Consider the following 20,106-nt stretch of genomic DNA (forward strand, 5'->3'; position numbering starts at 1 on the left):
GCGGCACTATGGCTAAGGAAAAAGGGCGCAAGCTCATCGCCCAGAACAAGAAGGCGCGCCACGACTACCTCATCATCGACACCTACGAGGCCGGTCTGGTCCTCACGGGTACCGAGGTGAAGTCGCTCCGGCAGGGCCGGGCCTCCCTCGTCGACGGCTTCATCCAGCTCGACGGGCACGAGGCGTGGCTGCACAACGTCCACGTCCCCGAGTACAGCCAGGGCACCTGGACCAACCACTCGGCGCGCCGCAAGCGCAAGCTGCTGCTGCACCGGGAGGAGATCGACAAGCTGGAGTCGAAGTCCCAGGAGACCGGCCACACCATCGTGCCGCTGGCCCTGTACTTCAAGGACGGCCGCGCCAAGATCGAGATCGCGCTGGCCAAGGGCAAGAGGGAGTACGACAAGCGGCAGACCCTGCGGGAGAAGCAGGACCGCCGTGAGGCCGAGCGCGCGATGTCGGCGGTGCGCCGCAAGCAGCGCGGCTGACCGGGCCGCCGCCCGGGCCGCCGGGAATAGGCTGGCACGGGCGTGGGTTGGTCACGTACGATGGGAAGCGTTCCGCAGGACGGGACGGCCGGGCCGGAAGCTCGGGATCGAGGCTTCGAACCTCTGATTCCGGTCCACTTTGAAAACACCACATGGGGATGATCGGTTTCGACAGCGGATGTCGAAGCAGGGGAAGCGAGTCGAGGAAGCGGCAATGATCTCGTAAACCATATGTCGCAAACAATAATCGCCAATTCCAAGCGCGATTCCTCCGCCTTCGCCCTCGCTGCCTGATTAGGTAGCTGCGAAGACTCTGCGGAGTGTCAGCCCGGGGCTGTTCCCGACCCGGACCCTGGCATCAACTAGGGAACTAAACCACTAGACCCGGTCACGGGGCCTGGTGGGAAATCAAACAGTGACTGGGCCCGTCGGCGACTTGTTCGCGTGATCGCCGGGGCCGAGAAAATCGTAGCGAACTGCACTCGGAGAAGCCCTGGTTCCGCACCGTTGGACGCGGGTTCGATTCCCGCCATCTCCACAATTCCCATGTAGGCGAAGCCCCTGGTCCCCGGACCAGGGGCTTCGTCGTTCCTCACCCCCGGACGTCCGGGGCGCCGGCCAGGGCACGCAGGCGGGCGGCGAGCGCGACGCCCGCGCAGGCCGCCGCGAGAGCCACGGAGTAGCCGGTGCCCGGGGTCAGGTGGTCGGCCGCCTGCCCGGCGAGGGCGGAGCCCAGGGCGATGCCGGTGAGGATCGCGGTGACGGCGAGGGTGAGGCCCTCGTTGAGGCGGGCCGGCGGGGTGCGGTGCTGGACCAGGGTCATCGCGGTGATCATGACCGGGGCCGTGGCCATCCCCGCGCCCAGCACCGCCGGGGCCAGCAGTGCCGCCGAGCCGGTGGCGGCGGCCAGCGCGGGCAGGGCGAGGGCGGCGGCGAGCAGGGCCAGCAGCGCCGGGAGCCGGTCCGCCGCCGGGCCCGCCGGTGCCCGGGCCCCGTAGACCAGCCCGGCCACGCAGGACCCGGCCGCCTGGAGGCCGACGATCAGGCCGCCGACGGCGGCGTGGCCCGCACTGTCGGCGAAGGCCAGGGTGGTGACCTCCAGGGTGCCGAAGACGATTCCGGTGGCGAGGAAGACGGCGAGCAGCGTGGCGGTGCCGGGCCGGCGCAGCGGGGCGGCGGGTCCCGTGGCGGAGCGCGGGTGCGGCCGGGGCTCGGTGGCGCGCTGGGCGGTGAACAGGGTCATGCCGACGACCAGCAGCGCCACCCCGGTCAGGGTGCCCGCCTCCGGGAAGAGGGTGGTGCACAGCACGGCGGCGAGCGCCGGCCCGGCCATGAAGCAGACCTCGTCGACGGCCTGCTCGAAGGAGGTCGCGATGTGCCTGCGGGCCGGGTCCTCGCCGAGCAGGGCCTGCCAGCGGGCGCGGGCCATCGCCCCCGTGTTGGGGACGGTGGCGGTCGCCGCGTACGCCGCGAAGAGGGTCCAGGCCGGGGCGCCGAGGTGGACGCAGGCCACCAGGGCGAGCGCGCCGCAGGCGGCCAGTGCGGCGGCGGGCCGCGCGACGCGGCGCTGGCCGTACCGGTCGACGAGGCGGGCCGTCCACGGGGCGACCAGCGCGGTGGCGGCCAGCCCGGTCGCGGTGACGGCGCCGGCCAGGGCGTAGGAGCCCCGCGAGGCGGCGATCATCAGGACCGCGCTGACCGAGAACATCCCGGCGGGCAGCCGCGCCAGCAGCCCGCCGAGGGTGAACGCGGCGGCGCCGGGGATGCGGAGCAGGGCCAGGTAGGAGGCGTGTCCGGGCGGGCCGGGCGCGGGAGCGCCGGGGCCTGTCCGGCGGCCGGACAGGTCCGGCCGGCGTCGGGGCGCGGCGGGCGGGCCGCCCGGGTCCGAGCCGGAGGGCGCGGCGGGGGCCGCGACGGCCAGGGTGTGGCCGGTGACCGCGAACAGCGGGGCGGCGGCGGGCAGGGCGGGGCGGCGCCGGAGCGCGGGGAGGGAGGGCACGGCAGGAGTCTGCGGCGGGCGGGTCGCGGGGGTCCAACACCTGTGCCGCACGCGTTCACGCACTTTCGTTGTAGGTTCGCCGGATGTCGCAACCCGAGCCCGCGCCACGCCTGTTGCGCGCCTTCCTGGCCGTCGCCGAGGAACTGCACTTCACCCGGGCCGCCGCCCGCCTCTACGTCGCCCAGCAGGCCCTCAGCCGCGATGTGCGGCGGCTGGAGGGGGAACTCGGCACCGACCTGCTGGCCCGCTCCACCCGGCGCGTCGAACTCACCGCCGACGGCGAGCGCTTTGTCCCGTACGCGCGCCGCGTCCTCGCCGCGTACGAGGAGTTGGGCGCCGCCTTCGGGCAGGCGAGGCCGCTCCTGGTCGACGTCAACTCACCGGGCCTGGTCTTCGAGCGGGTCCTGGAGCACGCCCGCCGCCTCGTCCCCGAGCTGGAGGTGATGGCCCGGTACGAGAGCGGGCTGACCGGGGCCGCGCTGGAGATCGGCGCCGGGCGCCTCGACGCCTCCTTCGGGCGCTGGGCCGGGCTGGAGCCCGGCCTGCGCGAGCAGCTCGACCACCAGCCCGTACGGCTGGAACCCATGGCGGTGGTCCTGCCGGAGGACCACCCGCTCGCCGGCCTGCCCGAGGTGCCGCTGGAGGCCCTGGCCGGGGAGTACGTCTACGCGGGCGCGGGAAACCCCCGCACCCCCGAGTGGACCGACCTCGCCCGCGCGCTCTTCGCGGGCCGGGGCATCCGCGTCGCGCCGCCCGCGCCGCTCGCCGTCGGCCGTGAGGAATTCGAACGTGTCATGGCGAAGTACCGGCACCCGGTGCTCGTCGTGGTCGACTTCCCTCCGATGCCGGGGTGCGTCCTGCGGCCGCTGACCGACCCCGTGCCGCTCTCCCCGGTCTCCCTGGTGTGGCGCAAAGGGCTCAGCCACCCCGCGCTGGACGCCGTCCGGACCGCCGCCGCCACCCTCGCGCGCGCCGGGAACTGGCTCGAAGCGCCCCCCGGTTCGTGGCTGCCGGAGGCCGACCGTCACAGCATGGGTCAACCGTGACACCACAGAATTACTTCTGATTGCGGCGTGCGCTACATTCTTGGTCCGGGCTCTGTGTGATAGGGGGGCGCTCGGACGGGGTGGGGGCCTGGTCCGACGGCATGGCCCGGGTTCTTCGTTTCCGTGCGCCCGGACACCTTGATGGGGGAGTGGCGCCGCGCCATGGCCGTAACACCGGGAGAAGCACCCGTGAACCGGATCGACGACGGTGCGGACGGGCCGGACGTGGGCAGGCCGACCGCCGCGCCGCACGTGCACGACCCGTTCGAGGTCACCATCCAGATGGACGGCATCGGGCGCCACCTCGAAGGTGCCCACCGGCCGCGCGGCGCTCACGCCAAGCCGCAGTCCCGGCCGCCTCAGGAACCGGCCGACGGGCCGGTGTTCGTCGACGAGTCCGGGCGGCGCGGCCGTCACCTGCGGCGCATCGGCCTGGTCTGCGGCCTCGCCTTCGCCGGGTACGCCGCCGTGGTCGTCGCCACCCTCTTCTCCGGCAACTCCTCCGCCCCGTGGCTCCCGCTGCCCGGACCGGAGGCCGAACGTCCGGCCACCGTCGACGCCCCGGGCCTGCCCGAGGAGTCCGCCGGCGCCACGGACGACCCGGGCGGCACGACCGTCCCCGCCGACGAGACCGCCCCCGCCGCCGGGACCAGGCAGGCCCCGGACGCCCCCGCCGGCACCGGCGCCCCCGCCGACGGGCCCGCGGGCACGCCCGGACGAGCGGAGACCGGTACGGACCCGGAGCCCACCGCCACCACCCCGGCCGCTCCGGACCCGAACCCCTCCGGCACCCGCGGCCCCGTCACTCCCGTCGACCCGCCGAGTCGGCCCGAGGAGACCCCGGCCGAGTCCGAGGCACCGCCGGGCGGGCCCGAGACGCCGCCCGCCGACGGCGGCGGCACGGTGCCGCAGGCCCGCTCGGCCGCCACCGCACCGCACCCCGCCCACACCCTGGCGCGCACCGCCCCGCCCGAGGAGAACCAGGCCGCCTGAGGCCGCACACCATGACTTCCCGTTCCCGTGCGGCGCGGCGCCGCGGACTGCCGCTGAGGTATCTGCTGCCCTCGCTCTTCCTCGTCGCCCTCAGCGCCATGCTGATGCTCCGCGGCTACGTGCACAGCGAGATACTCGCCGACCACCGCGTCCAGCCGCCCGCCGCCACCGACCAGGTGCCGGAGGAGATCCTGGAGGGCGGGCCCGTCATCGCGAACCGTGACGGCAGGCCCACCACCTTCTCCGTCCCCGACCACAAGCTCGTCCTCACCTTCGACGACGGCCCCGACCCCGAGTGGACGCCGAAGGTCCTCGACGTGCTCGCCGAACACGACGCGCACGGCGTCTTCTTCGTCACCGGCACGATGGCCTCCCGCCACCCGGACCTGGTCAGGCGGATGGTCGACGAGGGCCACGAACTGGGCCTGCACACCTTCAACCACCCCGACCTCTCCTTCCAGTCCAAGAGCCGCATCGACTGGGAGCTGACCCAGAACCAGCTGGCCCTGGCCGGCGCCGCCGGGGTGCGGACCTCGCTGTTCCGGCCGCCGTACTCCTCGTTCTCCGACGCCATGGACAACAAGTCCTGGCCGGTCACCGAGTACATCGGCTCGCTCGGCTACCTCACCGTCGTCAACAACACCGACAGCGAGGACTGGAAGCGCCCCGGCGCCGACGAGATCATCCGCCGCGCCACCCCGCGCGGCGGCGAGGGCGCCGTCGTCCTCATGCACGACTCCGGCGGCGACCGCTCGCAGACCGTCGAGGCCCTCGGCCGGTTCCTGCCGTCGCTGAAGGAGAAGGGGTACGAGTTCACCAACCTCACCGAGGCCCTGAACGCGCCCAGCGCCCACACCCCCGTCACCGGCGCCGCCCGCTGGCAGGGCCTCGCCTGGGTCACCGCGGTCGGCATCTCCGAGAACGTCACCGGGGTCCTGGTGGCCGGGCTCGCCGTCATCGGCGTCCTCGTCTTCGCGCGCTTCGGGCTGATGCTGGTGCTCTCCTTCGTCCACGCCCGCAGGGTGCGCTCGCGGAAGTTCCGCTGGGGCCCGCCGGTCACCGAACCGGTCACCGTGCTCGTGCCCGCGTACAACGAGGCGAAATGCATCGTCAACACGGTCACCTCGCTGACCGCCAGCGACCATCCGGTCGAGGTCATCGTCATCGACGACGGCTCCAGCGACGGCACCGCGCGCATCGTCGAGGACCTGCGCATCCCCAACGTCCGTGTCGTGCGGCAGCAGAACGCCGGCAAGCCCGCCGCCCTCAACCGGGGCCTCGCCAACGCCGGCCACGACCTGATCGTGATGATGGACGGCGACACCGTCTTCGAGGCCGCCACCGTGCGCGAACTGGTCCAGCCCTTCGGCGACCCGCAGGTCGGCGCCGTCGCGGGCAACGCCAAGGTCGGCAACCGCGACACCCTCATCGGCGCCTGGCAGCACATCGAGTACGTGATGGGCTTCAACCTCGACCGCCGCATGTACGACGTGCTCGGCTGCATGCCGACCATCCCCGGCGCGGTCGGCGCCTTCCGGCGCAGCGCCCTGGAGCGGATCGGGGGCATGAGCGAGGACACCCTCGCCGAGGACACCGACGTCACCATGGCCCTGCACCGCGACGGCTGGAAGGTCGTCTACGCGGAGAACGCCCGCGCCTGGACCGAGGCCCCCGAGTCCGTCCAGCAGCTCTGGTCGCAGCGGTACCGCTGGAGCTACGGCACCATGCAGGCCATCTGGAAGCACCGCCGCGCCCTGGTGGAGAAGGGCCCCTCCGGCCGCTTCGGCCGCGTCGGCCTGCCCCTGGTCTCCCTCTTCATGGTCCTCGCGCCGCTGCTCGCCCCGCTCATCGACGTCTTCCTCCTCTACGGCCTGGTCTTCGGCGACACCGGCAAGACCGTCCTCGCCTGGCTGGGCGTCCTGGCCGTCCAGGGGGTCTGCGCCGCCTACGCCTTCCGGCTCGACAAGGAACGTATGACCCACCTCGTCTCCCTGCCCCTCCAGCAGATCCTCTACCGGCAGCTGATGTACGTCGTGCTGCTCCAGTCCTGGATCACCGCGCTCACCGGCGGCCGGCTGCGCTGGCAGAAGCTCCGGCGCACCGGCGTCGTCGAGATGCCCGGTGCGGCCGCCCCCTCCGGCGCCCGCCCGGCCGAACCCGCGCGAAGGCCCCTCGCATGACCGAGACCCCCTGGTCCGCCGCGCCCCCGCCCCGGCCCCCGTACGACGGCTCCGGCGGCGACCGCTACCCCCGGGCGGGCGCCCCCGGCGTCCCCCGGGTCCCGGGTGTGCCCGGTGCCCCGGACCCGTACCCGGCGACGGTCCCGCCCGCCGCCGCGGCGTCCCCCGGGAAGCCCCCGGCGCCCGCCGCCCCCAGGAAACCCGGCCGCGACCGCTACCTGGACCTCCTGCGCTCCATCGCCCTGGTCCGCGTCGTGCTCTACCACATCTTCGGCTGGGCCTGGCTGACCGTCCTCTTCCCCTCCATGGGCGTCATGTTCGCCCTGGCCGGCTCCCTGATGGCCCGTTCGCTGGCCCGCCCGGCGGCGGGCGTCATCAAGAGCCGCGTCCGCCGGCTGCTCCCGCCCCTGTGGGTCTTCGGCGCGCTGCTGCTCGCCATGCTCGCCTACGCGGGCTGGAACCCGGGCCGGCCCGAGGGCGCCTGGGGCTGGGCCGAGCTCGTCAACTACCTCGTGCCGGTAGGCGCCCCGCCCTACCCCTGGTCGATCGGCGACGCCTCCGGCCTGCTGGAACAGACCTGGGCGGTGCAGGCCGCCGGGCCGCTCTGGTACCTGCGGGCCTACCTGTGGTTCGTCCTCGCCTCGCCGCTGCTGCTGTGGGCCTTCCGGCGTGCCCCGTGGCCGACCATGCTGGCGCCGCTCGCGCTCACCGCCGTCGTCGGCACCGGCCTGGTCGAGATCCCCGGCGAACTCGGCAACGCCGTCACCGACTTCACCGTCTACGCCGGGTGCTGGACGCTCGGCTTCGCCCACCAGCGAGGGCTGCTCCGCGAGATCCCCCGCTACCTGGCCGTCTCGCTGGCCAGCCTCGTCATGGCCTTCGGCCTGTGGTGGGCCTCCGGACACCTCGGTCCGGACGGCTGGGACCTCAACGACATCCCCCTCGCCCAGGCCGCCTGGTCCTTCGGCTTCGTCACCATCCTCCTGCTGTACTCGCCCTCCTGGCAGACCCTCCCGGGCCGGCTCGCCAAGTGGGACCCGCTCATCACGCTCTCCAACAACCGGGCCGTGACGATCTACCTCTGGCACAACCTGCTCATCATGGCGACGGTGCCGCTGATCGACCTGCTGTACCGGCTCCCCTTCATGGACGACCCGCAGTGGGAGAACGCCCTCTCCAGCACGTACACCCTCTGGATGTTCGTCCTGGTCTGGCCGCTGATCGGGCTCATGGTGCTGGCCGTCGGCTGGGTCGAGGACCTGGCGGCCAAGCGGCCACCGCGCCTGTGGCCCGACGGGACGAAGCGGGGCTCCGCCGCCGACCCGGGGGCCGCCCACCGCCAGTGACCCCGTTCCCGAGGCGTGAAAGAACCGCGTACGCCCGGTCCCCTCTCCCTCCGTCGGTACGTCCTGGGATGCCCGGCCACAGGCCGGGCATCCCTTCCGTTCCCAGGAGCGGTACGAGAAGAAGTCCCACCGTGGCCCGTCGCGCCCTCCCCCTCGCGGCGAGGGCGGGTGAGGCGCTGGGGAGCGTCCTGACATCAACCGGCCCGAGGGACGCCGTCACGGAGGTCGACAAGGGGCAGCCGTCCGGCGCGGCCCATCAGCCGGCGCTCGACGACGCCTTCCGCTCTCGTCCAGGCGATGCCGCACGGCATCGTGTCGTCGCGCAGGGGCGGCTGCTTCCGGCGGCCTGATCAGGCGCCGGGGCGCAGCCGCACGTGGACGTGGCCCGGCAGCGGGAACAGCGGCGGCTGCGCCGCCAGCGTCTCGTGGTGCGGGAAGCCGGCCTTCTCGGCGACCCGGCAGGACGGCTCGTTGTCGACCTGGTGGAGGAGTTCGAGGCGGGTCAGCGCGGGCAGGGCCGTGAAGGCCCAGTCGGCGAGGGCCAGCACGGCGCGGCCCGCCAGACCCCGGCCGCGTACCGAGGCGGTCGTCCAGTAGCCGACCTCGGCGGTGTCGGTGCGGGCCGGGCGGTCCTCGGAGGGGAACGCCTTCAGGACCACGCACCCGGCGAGCAGGCCGGTCGCCGCCGGGTCCCGTACGCCGGTGGGCGCGGGACCGGTGCCGTCCGGAGCCTGGGCGGACAGCTCCACGGCGAAGGAGTAGCGGCCTCCGTCGCGCGCGCCCGCCCCCTCGCGGGCCAGCCAGGCCCGGGCGCCCGCCTCGTCCTCGGGCCAGGTGCGGGTGAACTTCCGCAGCAGCGGATCGCGGTAGGCGTCGATCAGCTCCCGGGCGTCGTGGGCCCGCCAGGGCCGCAGCGAGAGCCCCGGCCCTGCCGGGAGGAAGGCGGGCATGCTCACCGGCGCGTACATGGGGACAGGTTAAGGGGGAAGACGTACAGGAAGGGTCAACAGGTCGGCCCGAGACGGCGGTTGATGCCGTCCGGTGCCCGGGGGCTTCCCCGGGCGCCCGGGTGGCGGGCACGGTGGACGGGGCGGGGCCGCGGCGGACGGCCCCGGCTCTCGGCGGGCGGAGGCGCACGATGACGGGGTACGTGTACCGGGCAGGGGCGAGCGCACGGGTGCTGCGCTTCGACTGCGGACGGGTCTGCCTGGACCTCGTCGCCACCGCGCACCCCGTGGAGCGGCTCGACGGCCCCGACCGGCTGCGGCAGTGGCTGGCCGGCGCCGGCCTGGTGCCGCCCGGCACCCCGCTGGAGCGGGCCGGCCCCGGCTGGCTCGCCGCCTTCCGCGACCTGCGCACCCAGATCGCCGCGGTGGTCGGCGCCGAACTCGACGGCCGCCCGCCCGGTCACGCCCTCGACCGGGTCAACGCCGTCGCGCGCAACCCGCCGCCCCCGCCGCGCGCCGTCCGCAGGGCCGACGGCACCCTCGGCCGGGGGCTGGCCGGCGACCCCGACTGCCAGGCGCTGCTCGGCGCGGTCGCCCGCGACGCGGTGGAACTCCTCACCGACTCCGGGGCGCGCGCCCTGCTGCGCCGCTGCGCCGGGCAGGACTGCCCGCTGGTCTACCTCGACACCTCACGCGGCCGTCGGCGCCGCTGGTGCTCCGGCGAGACCTGCGGCAACCGCGAACGGGTCGCCCGCCACCGCCGCAGCCGCAAGGGATAGCTCCCCGTCCCGGTGCCGTCCTGCCCCGGGCAAGCGGAAGTTTGCCTTCCGATTGGGTGTGCGGCGTGCACGCGGCCCCGCCGGTCGCGTAAGTTGGACGGCTGCCCAGCGCATGTGAGAAGGGGGCGTCGGTGGCCGACGTACGCGACCGTGAGATCAGCACCGAACAGGACCACCTCGACCGGGTGTACCGGCGCCTGGAGGAGAAGATCCACGAGGCGGAGTTCCTGATGCGGGACGCGGCACGCCGCGGCCAGGTCGGCACGCCCGGCGCGCTCGCCGAACGCGACGCCCAGGTGTTCCGGGCCGGCATCCACCTCAACCGGCTCAACAGCGAGTTCGAGGACTTCCTCTTCGGCCGCATCGACCTGCTCCTCGGCAAGGACGGCGAGAAGGGCCCCGACGGCGCCTACACCTCCGTCGAACCCGCCGACGACGCCGTCCACCCCGACGGCACCGCCGACATCGCCGAGACCCTGCACATCGGCCGCATCGGCGTCCTCGACGCCGACTACGCGCCGCTGGTCATCGACTGGCGCGCCCCCGCCGCCGCGCCCTTCTACCGCTCCACCCCCGTCGAGCCCGGCCGGGTCGTACGCCGCCGCGTCATCCGCTCCAAGGGGCGCCAGGTGCTCGGCGTCGAGGACGACCTGATGCGCCCCGAACTGACGGCGCGGCTCGACGGCGAACCGCTCGCCGTGGTCGGCGACGGCGCCCTGATGGCCGCCCTGGGCCAGGCCCGCAGCCACACCATGCGCGACATCGTCGCCTCCATCCAGGCCGAGCAGGACCGCGTCATCCGCGCCCCCGCCGCCTCCGTCACCCTGGTCGAGGGCGGCCCCGGCACCGGCAAGACCGCCGTCGCCCTGCACCGTGCCGCCTACCTCCTCTACCAGGACCGGCGCCGGTACGCGGGCGGCATCCTCATCGTCTCCCCGACCCCGCTCCTCGTCTCCTACACCGAGGGCGTGCTGCCCTCCCTCGGCGAGGAGGGCCAGGTCGCCATCCGCGCCCTCGGCTCCCTGGTCGACGGGGCCGAGGCCACCGCCTACGACACTCCGGCCACCGCCCGCGCCAAGGGCTCCGCCCGCATGGTCCAGGTGCTGCGCCGCGTCGCCCGGGGCGCCCTGGACCTCGGCGCGGTCCGGCCCGCCCAGGCCGACGAGGACGGCGAGGTGCCCGAGGGGCAGCTCGACCTCGGCCTGCCCGTCGCCCCCGCCGGGCCGCCCGAGCGGCTGCGGGTCGTCGCCTTCGGCCGCCGTGTCGAGCTGGACGCCGCCGAACTGGGCCGCGTCCGGCGCAACGCCCTCAGCGGCACCGCCCCCGTCAACCTGCTGCGCCCCCGTGCCCGCCGCCTGCTGCTCGACGCGTTGTGGGCCAGGTCGGGCGCCTCAGGGCGCCACCAGGACCCCCGACTCGCCGCCGAACTGCGCTCCGGCTTCGACGAGGACGTCCTCTCCGAGGACTCCTTCACCGCTTTCCTCGACGCCTGGTGGCCCGAACTGACCCCGCGTGCCGTGCTCGCCGCGATGGCCGACGAGAAGCGGCTCGCCCGCTGGTCGCGCAAGGTCCTGAACCAGGGTGAGGTACGCCGCGTCGCCCGCTCGCTGGCCCGGCTCGGCCCGGCCGGGGAAGGCCCGCTCTCGGTCCACGACGTGGCCCTCCTCGACGAGCTGGACGCCGTCCTCGGCACCCCGCCCCGGCCCCGCCGCAAGCGCGAGGCCGACCCGCTGGACCACCTGACGGGTCTTCAGGAGCTGATGCCCCACCGCGAGGAGACCCAGTGGGAGCGGGCCGAGCGGCTGGCGCAGGAGCGCACCGAGTACACCCACGTCATCGTCGACGAGGCCCAGGACCTGACGCCGATGCAGTGGCGCATGGTCGGCCGGCGTGGCCGCCAGGCCACCTGGACCGTGGTCGGCGACCCCGCCCAGTCCTCCTGGTCCGACCCCGACGAGGCCGCCGCCGCCCGCGACGAGGCGCTCGGCAACCGGCCGCGCCGCCGCTTCACGCTGACCGTCAACTACCGCAACCCCGCCGAGATCGCCGCACTCGCCTCCCGCGTGCTGGCCCTCGCCATGCCCGGCTCCCCCTCCCCGCGCGCCGTCCGCTCCACCGGCGTCGAGCCGCGCTTCGTGGTGGCCGGGGAGCGGATGGGCGAGACGGTGCGCGCCGAGGCGGCCCGGCTGCTGGAGGCGGTCGACGGCACGATCGGCGTGGTGGTCCCCATGGAGCGTCGCGAGCAGGCCGCCCGCTGGGTCGCCGGGCTCGGCGAGCGCGTGGTGGCGCTCGGCTCGCTGGAGGCGAAGGGGCTGGAGTACGACGCGACGGTGGTGGTCTCCCCGGCCGAGGTGGCCGACGAGTCCCCGGCCGGGCTGCGGGTGCTGTACGTGGCGCTGACCCGGGCGACGCAGGAGCTGACCGTGGTCTCCGGGCGCCGCGATCAGCCGGACGCGGACGGGGTGCCGGACCTGCTGCGCGACGACGTGCTGCCCGGACTGCTGGGGGAGTGAGAGGGCGCCCGGTATCCGGGAGTTCGCGGAATCCGCGGCTCCGCAGGAGTGGACGGGGCGGGGAGGTTTGTTAGCCTGGGAGATGGCACCGGCTCGATCCAAGCCCCCGGGCCCAACCATAGTCGCTTCGAGCGACCACTTGCCGCGAGGCGAGCATGGCGGGCCGGTGTCATGACTTGAGCGGCGAGGGCCCGCCTCCGTCACCGACGGGGCGGGCCCTCGCCGTTCTCCGCCCGCTTCCGGTCGCCCGGCACGGACGGTACGTCGTCGCCCGTCGCCCCTCTCCGGCCTCAGCGAGCGGAGGAGGGGGTTCCGCGTGAGACGCGATTCTCGTATGGTGGAATTCACTTTCCGCTGTCGGGGCCCGAACGGGTCTGCGGCCGGGAACACAACGTCCGTAATCCAGGCGGCTACCGCGTACTGCCCGGTAGGTGCGACGATCGGACAGCACTCGCCACGCACAGAGGTGGCCGGTGTGTATGCGAACCAGGGAAAGCAGAGGAAGTCGGCCATGGCAACGGCGCCCAGCGTCTCCTACTCGATGACGGTCCGGCTGGAAGTGCCCGCCAGCGGCACCGCGGTCTCCCAGCTCACCACGGCCGTGGAGTCCCACGGCGGCTCGGTGACCGGCCTCGACGTCACCGCCTCCGGCCACGAGGCGCTCCGGATCGACGTCACCATCGCCGCGAGCTCCACCTCGCACGCCGAGGAGATCGTCGAGGGCCTGCGGGGCATCGACGGCGTCGTGCTCGGCAAGGTCTCCGACCGTACGTTCCTGATGCACCTCGGCGGCAAGATCGAGATGGCGTCCAAGCACCCCATCCGCAACCGCGACGACCTCTCGATGGTCTACACGCCCGGCGTCGCCCGGGTCTGCATGGCCATCGCCGAGAACCCCGAGGACGCCCGCCGCCTCACCATCAAGCGCAACTCCGTCGCCGTGGTCACCGACGGCTCGGCCGTCCTCGGCCTCGGCAACATCGGCCCGAAGGCCGCGCTTCCGGTGATGGAGGGCAAGGCGGCCCTCTTCAAGCGGTTCGCCGGGATCGACGCCTGGCCGCTCTGCCTGGACACCCAGGACACCGACGCGATCGTGGAGATCGTCAAGGCCATCGCCCCCGGCTTCGCCGGCATCAACCTGGAGGACATCTCGGCGCCCCGCTGCTTCGAGATCGAGGCCCGGCTCCGCGAGGCGCTCGACATCCCCGTCTTCCACGACGACCAGCACGGCACCGCCATCGTGGTCCTCGCCGCGCTCACCAACGCGCTGCGAGTGGTCGGCAAGTCCATCGGCGACGTCCGGGTCGTCATGTCCGGTGCCGGCGCGGCCGGCACCGCCATCCTCAAGCTGCTGCTGGCCGCCGGGGTCAAGCACGCCGTCGTCGCCGACATCCACGGCGTCGTGCACGCCGGCCGCGAGGACCTCGTCGGCGCCGAGGCCGACTCCCCGCTGCGCTGGATCGCCGACAACACCAACCCCGAGGGCGTCACCGGCACCCTCAAGGAGGCCGTGGTCGGCGCGGACGTCTTCATCGGCGTCTCCGCCCCCAACGTCCTGGACGGCGCCGACGTGGCCGCCATGGCCGAGGGCAGCATCGTCTTCGCGCTGGCCAACCCGGACCCGGAGGTCGACCCGGCGGTGGCCCGCGAGACCGCCGCCGTCGTGGCCACCGGCCGCTCGGACTTCCCGAACCAGATCAACAACGTGCTGGTCTTCCCGGGCGTCTTCCGCGGCCTGCTGGACGCCCAGTCCCGCACGGTCGACACCGAGATGATGCTGGCCGCCGCCGGCGCCCTGGCCGACGTCGTCGCCGAGGACGAGATCAACGCCAACTACATCATCCCGAGCGTCTTCAACGACAAGGTGGCCGGCGCCGTCGCCGACGCTGTCAGCAGCGCCGCCAAGTCGGTCGGCTCGGCGCCCGCCCCCACCGCCGTCTGACACCCGGCCGGGCCAGGCCGCCCCGCCGTACGCCTGAACGGGGGCGGCGCACGGGGGCGGGGGCCCGGCGCGTCGCGGAAGAGCCCGGCCGCCCCCGCTCTAGGGTGGCGAAACGGCGCGGGAACCGCCCTCACGGGCGGGCGCCCGGCCCTGCGGTCCGCTGCCGAGAGCGGACGGAGCGTCACGATCCGAGGCCGTGGCGCTGTCCGTGTGACTCTCACGGGTGCTGAATTGGCTTTCGCGCCGCAGGTGGGGGCAGGATGCCTCTTCGAGGGCTACGTCCAGGGTGAACCCGGGCGGAAGAGAGTCCGACGACGGACCCGGTTACGGGGCTCCTCGGGGGGCCCTGGCAGCATCGGCTTCGATCTCACGCCTCAACGGCAAGATGAACACGGGAGTACAAACATGAACCGCAGTGAGCTGGTGGCCGCCCTGGCCGACCGCGCCGAGGTGACCCGCAAGGATGCCGACGCCGTGCTGGCCGCGTTCGCCGAGGTCGTCGGCGACATCGTCTCCAAGGGCGACGAGAAGGTCACCATCCCCGGTTTCCTGACCTTCGAGCGCACCCACCGTGCCGCTCGCACCGCCCGCAACCCGCAGACCGGCGAGCCGATCCAGATTCCGGCCGGCTACAGCGTCAAGGTCTCCGCGGGCTCCAAGCTGAAGGAAGCCGCGAAGGGCAAGTAAGGCCCCGAGGGTGCGCCATTCGGCGCCGCACCGTCCCAGTCGGCGGGGAGCGGCAGCCCGTGGACCGCGCGCCGCAGGGACAGCGAAGGGGGGCGGCCACCCGATGCGGGTGGCCGCCCCCCTTCGGCACGCCCGGCCCCCGGCAGGGCCCTGAGCAGGGCCGTACGCCCGTTCAGGGCTGCGCGGCGACCCGGAGGGCCCCGCGGAGACCTCCGGGGCCCAGCACGCCGCTGAGGCGGCCGTACGCCCGCGTACGGCCGCCTCAGCGGCGCCAGGTGGGGGCCGCCGCCCCCGGGGTTCCGGTCAGCCCAGGGCCTTGCCCGGCAGCTCGACCTTGCCGCCCAGCTCGACCAGCTTGTCGAGGAAGTTCTCGTAGCCCCGGTTGATCAGGTCGATGCCGTGCACCCGGGAGGTGCCCTGCGCGGCCAGTGCCGCGATCAGGTAGGAGAAGCCGCCGCGCAGGTCGGGGATGACCAGGTCGGCGCCCTGGAGGCGGGTCGGGCCCGACACGACCGCCGAGTGCAGGAAGTTGCGCTGGCCGAAGCGGCAGTCGGAGCCGCCCAGGCACTCGCGGTACAGCTGGATGTGGGCGCCCATCTGGTTCAGCGCGGAGGTGAAGCCGAGCCGCGACTCGTAGACCGTCTCGTGGATGATCGACAGGCCCGTCGCCTGGGTCAGCGCCACCACCAGCGGCTGCTGCCAGTCGGTCTGGAAGCCGGGGTGCACGTCCGTCTCCAGCGCGATGGCGTTGAGCTGTCCGCCCGGGTGCCAGAAACGGATGCCCTCGTCGTCGATCTCGAAGGCGCCGCCGACCTTGCGGTAGGTGTTGAGGAAGGTCATCATCGAGCGCTGCTGGGCGCCGCGCACGTAGATGTTGCCCTCGGTGGCCAGCGCGGCGGACGCCCAGGAGGCCGCCTCCAGCCGGTCCGGGAGCGCCTTGTGGCGGTAGCCGCCGAGCTTGTCGACACCGGTCACGCGGATGGTCCGGTCGGTGTCCATCGCGATGATGGCACCCATCTTCTGGAGGACGCAGATCAGGTCCTCGATCTCCGGCTCCACCGCGGCGTTGGACAGCTCGGTGACGCCCTCCGCGAGGACCGCGGTCAGCAGCACCTGCTCGGTCGCGCCGACCGACGGGTAGGGCAGCTCGATCTTGGTGCCGCGCAGCCGCTGCGGCGCCTCCAGGTACTGGCCGTCGGCGCGCTTCTCGATCTTCGCGCCGAACTGCCGCAGCACCTCGAAGTGGAAGTCGATCGGACGGCCGCCGATGTCACAGCCGCCGAGCCCCGGGATGAAGGCGTGGCCCAGACGGTGCAGCAGCGGGCCGCAGAAGAGGATGGGGATGCGCGAGGAACCGGCGTGCGCGTCGATGTCGGCGACGTTGGCACTCTCCACGTGCGACGGGTCCATGACCAGCTCGCCCGGCTCGTCACCGGGGCGCACGGTCACGCCGTGCAGCTGGAGCAGACCGCGGACCACCCGGACGTCGCGGATGTCAGGGACGTTGCCCAGCCGGCTCGGGGCGCTGCCGAGCAGCGCGGCGACCATGGCCTTGGGCACGAGGTTCTTCGCGCCACGGACCCGGATCTCGCCCTCCAGCGGGGTTCCGCCGTGGACCAGCAGTACATCGTCGTTGACGGTCATGAATCTCGCGTTCCGATGAAAGGGGCAGGGCACGTGCCCGGCACGCGGCGCTCGCCCGCCGAGGGCCGGCCCCGGACGTGCTTGATCCGCCCCGGGCGCCGCTCCTCGGCGGGCGGACGCCGTCTGCCACGGCACCCCGCAAGCGTAATGGCCCGCCACCCCCCTTGAGTAAGGCCGAGGGGGGCTCTGGAGCGTCATGAGTTCGCCACAACACGTACGGTGCGGAACCGGTGGCGGACGGTCACCGAAGCGCGTGCGCGCCCGCCGCGCCTCCGTGCGCCCTGAGCTGCGCACCCACGGATGGCGCGGAGTGCTCCCCGCACGCGCCGCCCATGCGGGATCATGTGGCACATGACCGAGGTGTCCTCGCTCACAGGGCGACTGCTCGTGGCCACCCCCGCACTCGCCGATCCGCACTTCGACCGGGCGGTGGTCCTCCTCCTCGACCACGACGCCGAGGGGTCCCTCGGCGTGGTCCTCAACCGGCCCACGCCGGTCGGGGTCGGCGACATCCTGGAGGGGTGGGGCGAACTGGCGGGCGACCCCGGCGTCGTCTTCCAGGGCGGGCCCGTCTCCCTCGACTCCGCCCTCGGCGTCGCCGTCGTCCCGGGCGGACCCGGCTGCGCCGAGCCGCCCCTCGGCTGGCGTCCGGTGCACGGCGCGATCGGCCTGGTCGACCTGGAGGCCCCGCCCGAACTGCTCGCGGCGGCCCTGGGCTCGCTGCGGATCTTCGCCGGGTACGCCGGCTGGGGCCCCGGCCAGCTGGAGGAGGAACTGGTCCAAGGCGCCTGGTACGTCGTGGAGTCCGAGCCCGGTGACATCTCCGCGCCCCGCCCCGAGGGCCTGTGGCGCGCGGTCCTGCGCCGCCAGCGCAGCGAGCTGGCGATGATCGCCACCTACCCGGACGACCCCTCGCTGAACTGACCCGCCCCGCGCGGCGGGCGTCAGCCCGGGGACGTGCCGGAGCTGGGTACCCTTGGACTCCATGAGCACTCTTGAGCCCGAGCGCGGGGCAGGTACGGGGACCCTCGTCGAGCCGACGCCGCAGACCTCCAGCGGCGACGGCGACCACGAGCGCTACGCCCATTACGTCCAGAAGGACAAGATCATGGCCAGTGCCCTGGACGGCACCCCCGTGGTCGCCCTCTGCGGCAAGGTCTGGGTTCCCGGCCGGGACCCCAAGAAGTATCCGGTGTGTCCGATGTGCAAGGAGATCTACGAGTCCATGGGCCCGGGCGGCGACAAGGGCAAGGGCGGCGGAGGCAAGGACAAGAAGTAGGGAACACCCTCCGACGGGGGTTCCCTGCCGCTTCCCCGCCCTCTTCCTCCCTCTCCACGGCCCTGCTCTGCCCGCGCGGACTCGGTTCCCCCGGGGTGCCCCTTCAAGGGGTGCTGCCGGGGGCTTTTGCTTGGAGGCGGGGTGGCCTCAAGCGCCGGCCGGGCGGGGATTCGCGTCGGGCGCGGCCGGTGGGGCTGTGCCCGACGGCTATGGCCGTGGTCACCGATGGCCTCAAGCGCCGGCCGGGCTGAATTCGGGCTGGGGGCGGCCGGCTCGGTGACGGGGGGTTGTTGGCGCCGGGGGCCCCGGCTGGCGACCTGGAGAGCCCTACCGGGCCCCAGGCCGCCCTCGGGGCACGCTCGGTGGCGCACCCCGGCCGCGCCGTTCCCAGCCCGGTCGACGTGTGGGGCGCGCCCTGGCGGCGGTACGTGAAGCCCGGCCGGCGTTTGAGGCAGTCTGTGGGGCGCGGTCGGCGGCGGGGCTCGGCAGTATGTGAGGCCGGGCCGGCGGTTGAGGCCGTTTGTGAGGTGCGCCTGGCGGTGGTGCTCGGCCGTGAAGGAGCCGGGTCGGCGTTTGAGGCCGCCTGTGGCGCGGTCGGCGGCAAATGAAGCCCGGCCGGCGTTTGAGGCCACCCCCCTTCGGGGCGCGGGCGAGGGCCGGTCATAGCCCACCCCGCCCCCGTCCGGGCAGCCGAGTTCGACTGATTCGTCGCCGCGAGCGACACAAGCACCGGTATGCCCACCCGGGCCAACCCGAGGGCGCCCATCTGGCCGAACACCCGCCGTGCGCACCGCAGTTGGGGTCGGGGGCCCAACTCCCCCCGACCCCCTCACCCCCTACTGGCGAGTCCCCCCTTGTCGGGCGGCGGCAGCCGCCCTACGCTCCTGCCTGTTGTGCAGCGCGAAACGAGCGTTGCAGAGAATGCAACGCGCCTACCTAGGGACCGCAGATGAGACTCCTGCCCCGCCTGGCCGCCCCCGTCGCGGCCCTCGTCCTCGCCGGACTCACCGCCACCGCCTGTGCCCCGCAGACCTCCGCCACCTCCTCCGGCAAGGACGAGAAGACCGGGGACCTGCGGGTCTGGCTCTTCCAGGAGGTCAACAACGGCCCCAAGGCCAAGGTGGTCGACCGGGCCGTGGCCGCCTACGAGAAGGCGCACCAGGGCAGCGAGGTGGACGTCCAGTACATCCCCGTCGACTCCAGGGCCGAGAAGATCAAGGCCGCCTTCAACGACCCGAGCAGTGCCCCGGACGTCATCGAGTACGGCAACACCGACACCGCCGGGTACGTCCGCGACGGCGGACTCGCCGACATCAGCGAGGAGTTCGCGGCCTGGGACGAGGCCGCCGACACCGACGAGGCGGCCCGCGCCTCGGTCACCGTCGACGGCAAGACGTACGGCGCCCCCTACTTCGTCGGCGTCCGCGCCCTGTACTACCGCACCGACCTCTTCGAGAAGCACTCCGTCGAGGTGCCGAAGACCCTGGACGAGGTGGCGTCCGCGGCGAAGAAGATCCGCGCGGCCGAGCCCGGCCTGTACGGCATCGCGGTCGGCGGCGCCTACACCTACGGCGCCATGCCCTTCCTCTGGGCGCACGGCGGCGGCCTCGCCGAGGAGAAGGGCGGTACGTACACCTCCACCCTCGCCGACAAGGAGTCGCAGGCCGGGATCACCGCCTACACCGACCTGTTCGGCCCGGACAACTGCCCCGCCGCCAAGTGCGCGCAGATGGGCGGCAACGACACCGTGACGGCGTTCGCGGCCGGGAAGGCCGGTATGGCCATCGGCGGCGACTTCAGCCACCAGGCGATGGAGGACGGCAAGGTCAAGGGCAAGTACGCGGTCGTCCCGCTGCCCGGCACCGAGAAGGGGGAGATCGCCCCGGCGTTCGCGGGTGGCAACAACCTCGGCGTCCTCAAGTCCACCGAGCGCCGCTCCCTCGCCGTCGACCTGGTCGAGGAACTGGCCGGGAAGAAGGCGCAGGGCGAACTCTTCGACGCGATGGGCTTCCTGCCCACCTTCACCGACACCCGCGCCGAGGCCGCCGCCGAGGAGCCCTTCGTCAAGCCCTTCGTCGAGACCCTCGACGCCGGCGCGACCTTCGTGCCCGCCTCCCCGGCGTGGGCGCGGATCGACTCCTCGCTGGTGCTGCCGACCCTGTTCCAGGAGATCGTCAGCGGCCGGAAGGACGTCGCCACGGCCTCCCGCGACGCGGCCGAGAAGATGGACGACGCCTTCGCGAGCGCGGGCTGACGCCCCCGC

General features: G+C 73.6%; 15 protein-coding genes and 1 other RNA gene. 13 read left to right on the forward strand and 3 right to left on the reverse strand.

The window, feature by feature from the left end:
* The first annotated feature begins 8 nt into the window (after nt 1-8).
* The gene (gene smpB, locus ACSLIC_RS17460; RefSeq protein ID WP_436738632.1) at nt 9-488 is read left to right on the forward strand and encodes an SsrA-binding protein SmpB; all 480 of its coding nucleotides are present in this window, start codon (nt 9-11) and stop codon (nt 486-488) included.
* A gap of 154 nt (nt 489-642) precedes the next feature.
* Nucleotides 643-1,029: a transfer-messenger RNA gene (gene ssrA / locus ACSLIC_RS17465) on the forward strand.
* A gap of 51 nt (nt 1,030-1,080) precedes the next feature.
* On the opposite strand, the gene ACSLIC_RS17470 is transcribed toward ssrA, so the two are convergent.
* The gene (locus ACSLIC_RS17470) at nt 1,081-2,487 is read right to left on the reverse strand and encodes an MFS transporter (protein WP_436738633.1); all 1,407 of its coding nucleotides are present in this window, start codon (nt 2,485-2,487) and stop codon (nt 1,081-1,083) included.
* An 83-nt stretch (nt 2,488-2,570) separates the two neighbouring features.
* Here ACSLIC_RS17470 and ACSLIC_RS17475 point away from each other — a divergent pair, with 83 nt between their 5' ends.
* From ACSLIC_RS17475 to ACSLIC_RS17490, 4 genes are all read left to right on the forward strand, one after another.
* Nucleotides 2,571-3,533: a LysR family transcriptional regulator gene (locus ACSLIC_RS17475; protein WP_436738634.1), complete on the forward strand. Its 963-nt coding sequence runs from the start codon at nt 2,571-2,573 to the stop codon at nt 3,531-3,533.
* A 189-nt stretch (nt 3,534-3,722) separates the two neighbouring features.
* Nucleotides 3,723-4,526: a hypothetical protein gene (locus tag ACSLIC_RS17480; protein ID WP_436738635.1), complete on the forward strand. Its 804-nt coding sequence runs from the start codon at nt 3,723-3,725 to the stop codon at nt 4,524-4,526.
* Nucleotides 4,527-4,537: 11 nt separating this feature from the next.
* Nucleotides 4,538-6,706 carry a polysaccharide deacetylase family protein gene (locus ACSLIC_RS17485; RefSeq protein WP_436738636.1) on the forward strand — a complete coding sequence of 723 codons (2,169 nt, stop codon included), beginning with the start codon at nt 4,538-4,540 and terminating at the stop codon, nt 6,704-6,706.
* Nucleotides 6,703-8,052, forward strand: coding sequence for an acyltransferase family protein (locus ACSLIC_RS17490; RefSeq protein ID WP_436738637.1), 1,350 nt, complete (start codon nt 6,703-6,705; stop codon nt 8,050-8,052). Before ACSLIC_RS17485 ends, ACSLIC_RS17490 begins: the two co-directional genes overlap by 4 nt.
* Nucleotides 8,053-8,402: 350 nt before the next feature.
* On the opposite strand, the gene ACSLIC_RS17495 is transcribed toward ACSLIC_RS17490, so the two are convergent.
* Complete coding sequence (locus ACSLIC_RS17495) at nt 8,403-9,020, reverse strand: GNAT family N-acetyltransferase (RefSeq protein WP_436738638.1); 618 nt, start codon at nt 9,018-9,020, stop codon at nt 8,403-8,405.
* Nucleotides 9,021-9,190: 170 nt separating this feature from the next.
* Between ACSLIC_RS17495 and ACSLIC_RS17500 the strand changes: the two genes are divergently transcribed.
* From ACSLIC_RS17500 to ACSLIC_RS17515, 4 genes are all read left to right on the forward strand, one after another.
* Nucleotides 9,191-9,778, forward strand: a complete 588-nt coding sequence (locus ACSLIC_RS17500; protein WP_436738639.1) for a CGNR zinc finger domain-containing protein — start codon at nt 9,191-9,193, stop codon at nt 9,776-9,778.
* A 131-nt stretch (nt 9,779-9,909) separates the two neighbouring features.
* Nucleotides 9,910-12,291: a HelD family protein gene (locus tag ACSLIC_RS17505; protein ID WP_436738640.1), complete on the forward strand. Its 2,382-nt coding sequence runs from the start codon at nt 9,910-9,912 to the stop codon at nt 12,289-12,291.
* Nucleotides 12,292-12,802: 511 nt separating this feature from the next.
* The gene (locus ACSLIC_RS17510; RefSeq protein ID WP_436738641.1) at nt 12,803-14,233 is read left to right on the forward strand and encodes an NAD-dependent malic enzyme; all 1,431 of its coding nucleotides are present in this window, start codon (nt 12,803-12,805) and stop codon (nt 14,231-14,233) included.
* Nucleotides 14,234-14,638: 405 nt separating this feature from the next.
* The gene (locus ACSLIC_RS17515) at nt 14,639-14,920 is read left to right on the forward strand and encodes an HU family DNA-binding protein (RefSeq protein WP_003950507.1); all 282 of its coding nucleotides are present in this window, start codon (nt 14,639-14,641) and stop codon (nt 14,918-14,920) included.
* A 303-nt stretch (nt 14,921-15,223) separates the two neighbouring features.
* Here the strand turns inward: ACSLIC_RS17515 and murA are convergent, their stop codons facing one another.
* Nucleotides 15,224-16,564, reverse strand: coding sequence for a UDP-N-acetylglucosamine 1-carboxyvinyltransferase (gene murA / locus ACSLIC_RS17520; RefSeq protein ID WP_436738642.1), 1,341 nt, complete (start codon nt 16,562-16,564; stop codon nt 15,224-15,226).
* Nucleotides 16,565-16,915: 351 nt separating this feature from the next.
* Between murA and ACSLIC_RS17525 the strand changes: the two genes are divergently transcribed.
* From ACSLIC_RS17525 to ACSLIC_RS17535, 3 genes are all read left to right on the forward strand, one after another.
* On the forward strand, nt 16,916-17,488 hold the full coding sequence (locus ACSLIC_RS17525) for a YqgE/AlgH family protein (protein WP_383173471.1): 573 nt from the start codon (nt 16,916-16,918) through the stop codon (nt 17,486-17,488).
* Between the two features lie 61 nt (nt 17,489-17,549).
* A complete protein-coding gene (locus ACSLIC_RS17530; RefSeq protein ID WP_047142095.1) occupies nt 17,550-17,843 on the forward strand; it encodes a DUF3039 domain-containing protein in 294 nt (97 codons plus the stop codon).
* Nucleotides 17,844-18,792: 949 nt separating this feature from the next.
* Complete coding sequence (locus ACSLIC_RS17535; protein ID WP_436738643.1) at nt 18,793-20,097, forward strand: extracellular solute-binding protein; 1,305 nt, start codon at nt 18,793-18,795, stop codon at nt 20,095-20,097.
* Nucleotides 20,098-20,106: the final 9 nt, after the last annotated feature.

The organism is Streptomyces sp. BBFR102, assembly GCF_051397025.1.
In the GTDB taxonomy this organism is placed as follows: Bacteria; Actinomycetota; Actinomycetes; order Streptomycetales; family Streptomycetaceae; genus Streptomyces.

Bases quoted from the DNA above. Each gene is read 5' to 3' on its own strand.
- smpB (WP_436738632.1), top strand. From the start codon at position 9: ATGGCTAAGGAAAAAGGGCGCAAGCTCATCGCCCAGAACAAGAAGGCG.
- ACSLIC_RS17475 (WP_436738634.1), top strand. From the start codon at position 2,571: ATGTCGCAACCCGAGCCCGCGCCACGCCTGTTGCGCGCCTTCCTGGCC.
- ACSLIC_RS17485 (WP_436738636.1), top strand. From the start codon at position 4,538: ATGACTTCCCGTTCCCGTGCGGCGCGGCGCCGCGGACTGCCGCTGAGG.
- ACSLIC_RS17490 (WP_436738637.1), top strand. From the start codon at position 6,703: ATGACCGAGACCCCCTGGTCCGCCGCGCCCCCGCCCCGGCCCCCGTAC.
- ACSLIC_RS17495 (WP_436738638.1), bottom strand. From the start codon at position 9,020: ATGTACGCGCCGGTGAGCATGCCCGCCTTCCTCCCGGCAGGGCCGGGG.
- ACSLIC_RS17500 (WP_436738639.1), top strand. From the start codon at position 9,191: ATGACGGGGTACGTGTACCGGGCAGGGGCGAGCGCACGGGTGCTGCGC.
- ACSLIC_RS17510 (WP_436738641.1), top strand. From the start codon at position 12,803: ATGGCAACGGCGCCCAGCGTCTCCTACTCGATGACGGTCCGGCTGGAA.
- ACSLIC_RS17515 (WP_003950507.1), top strand. From the start codon at position 14,639: ATGAACCGCAGTGAGCTGGTGGCCGCCCTGGCCGACCGCGCCGAGGTG.
- murA (WP_436738642.1), bottom strand. From the start codon at position 16,564: ATGACCGTCAACGACGATGTACTGCTGGTCCACGGCGGAACCCCGCTG.
- ACSLIC_RS17525 (WP_383173471.1), top strand. From the start codon at position 16,916: ATGACCGAGGTGTCCTCGCTCACAGGGCGACTGCTCGTGGCCACCCCC.
- ACSLIC_RS17530 (WP_047142095.1), top strand. From the start codon at position 17,550: ATGAGCACTCTTGAGCCCGAGCGCGGGGCAGGTACGGGGACCCTCGTC.
- ACSLIC_RS17535 (WP_436738643.1), top strand. From the start codon at position 18,793: ATGAGACTCCTGCCCCGCCTGGCCGCCCCCGTCGCGGCCCTCGTCCTC.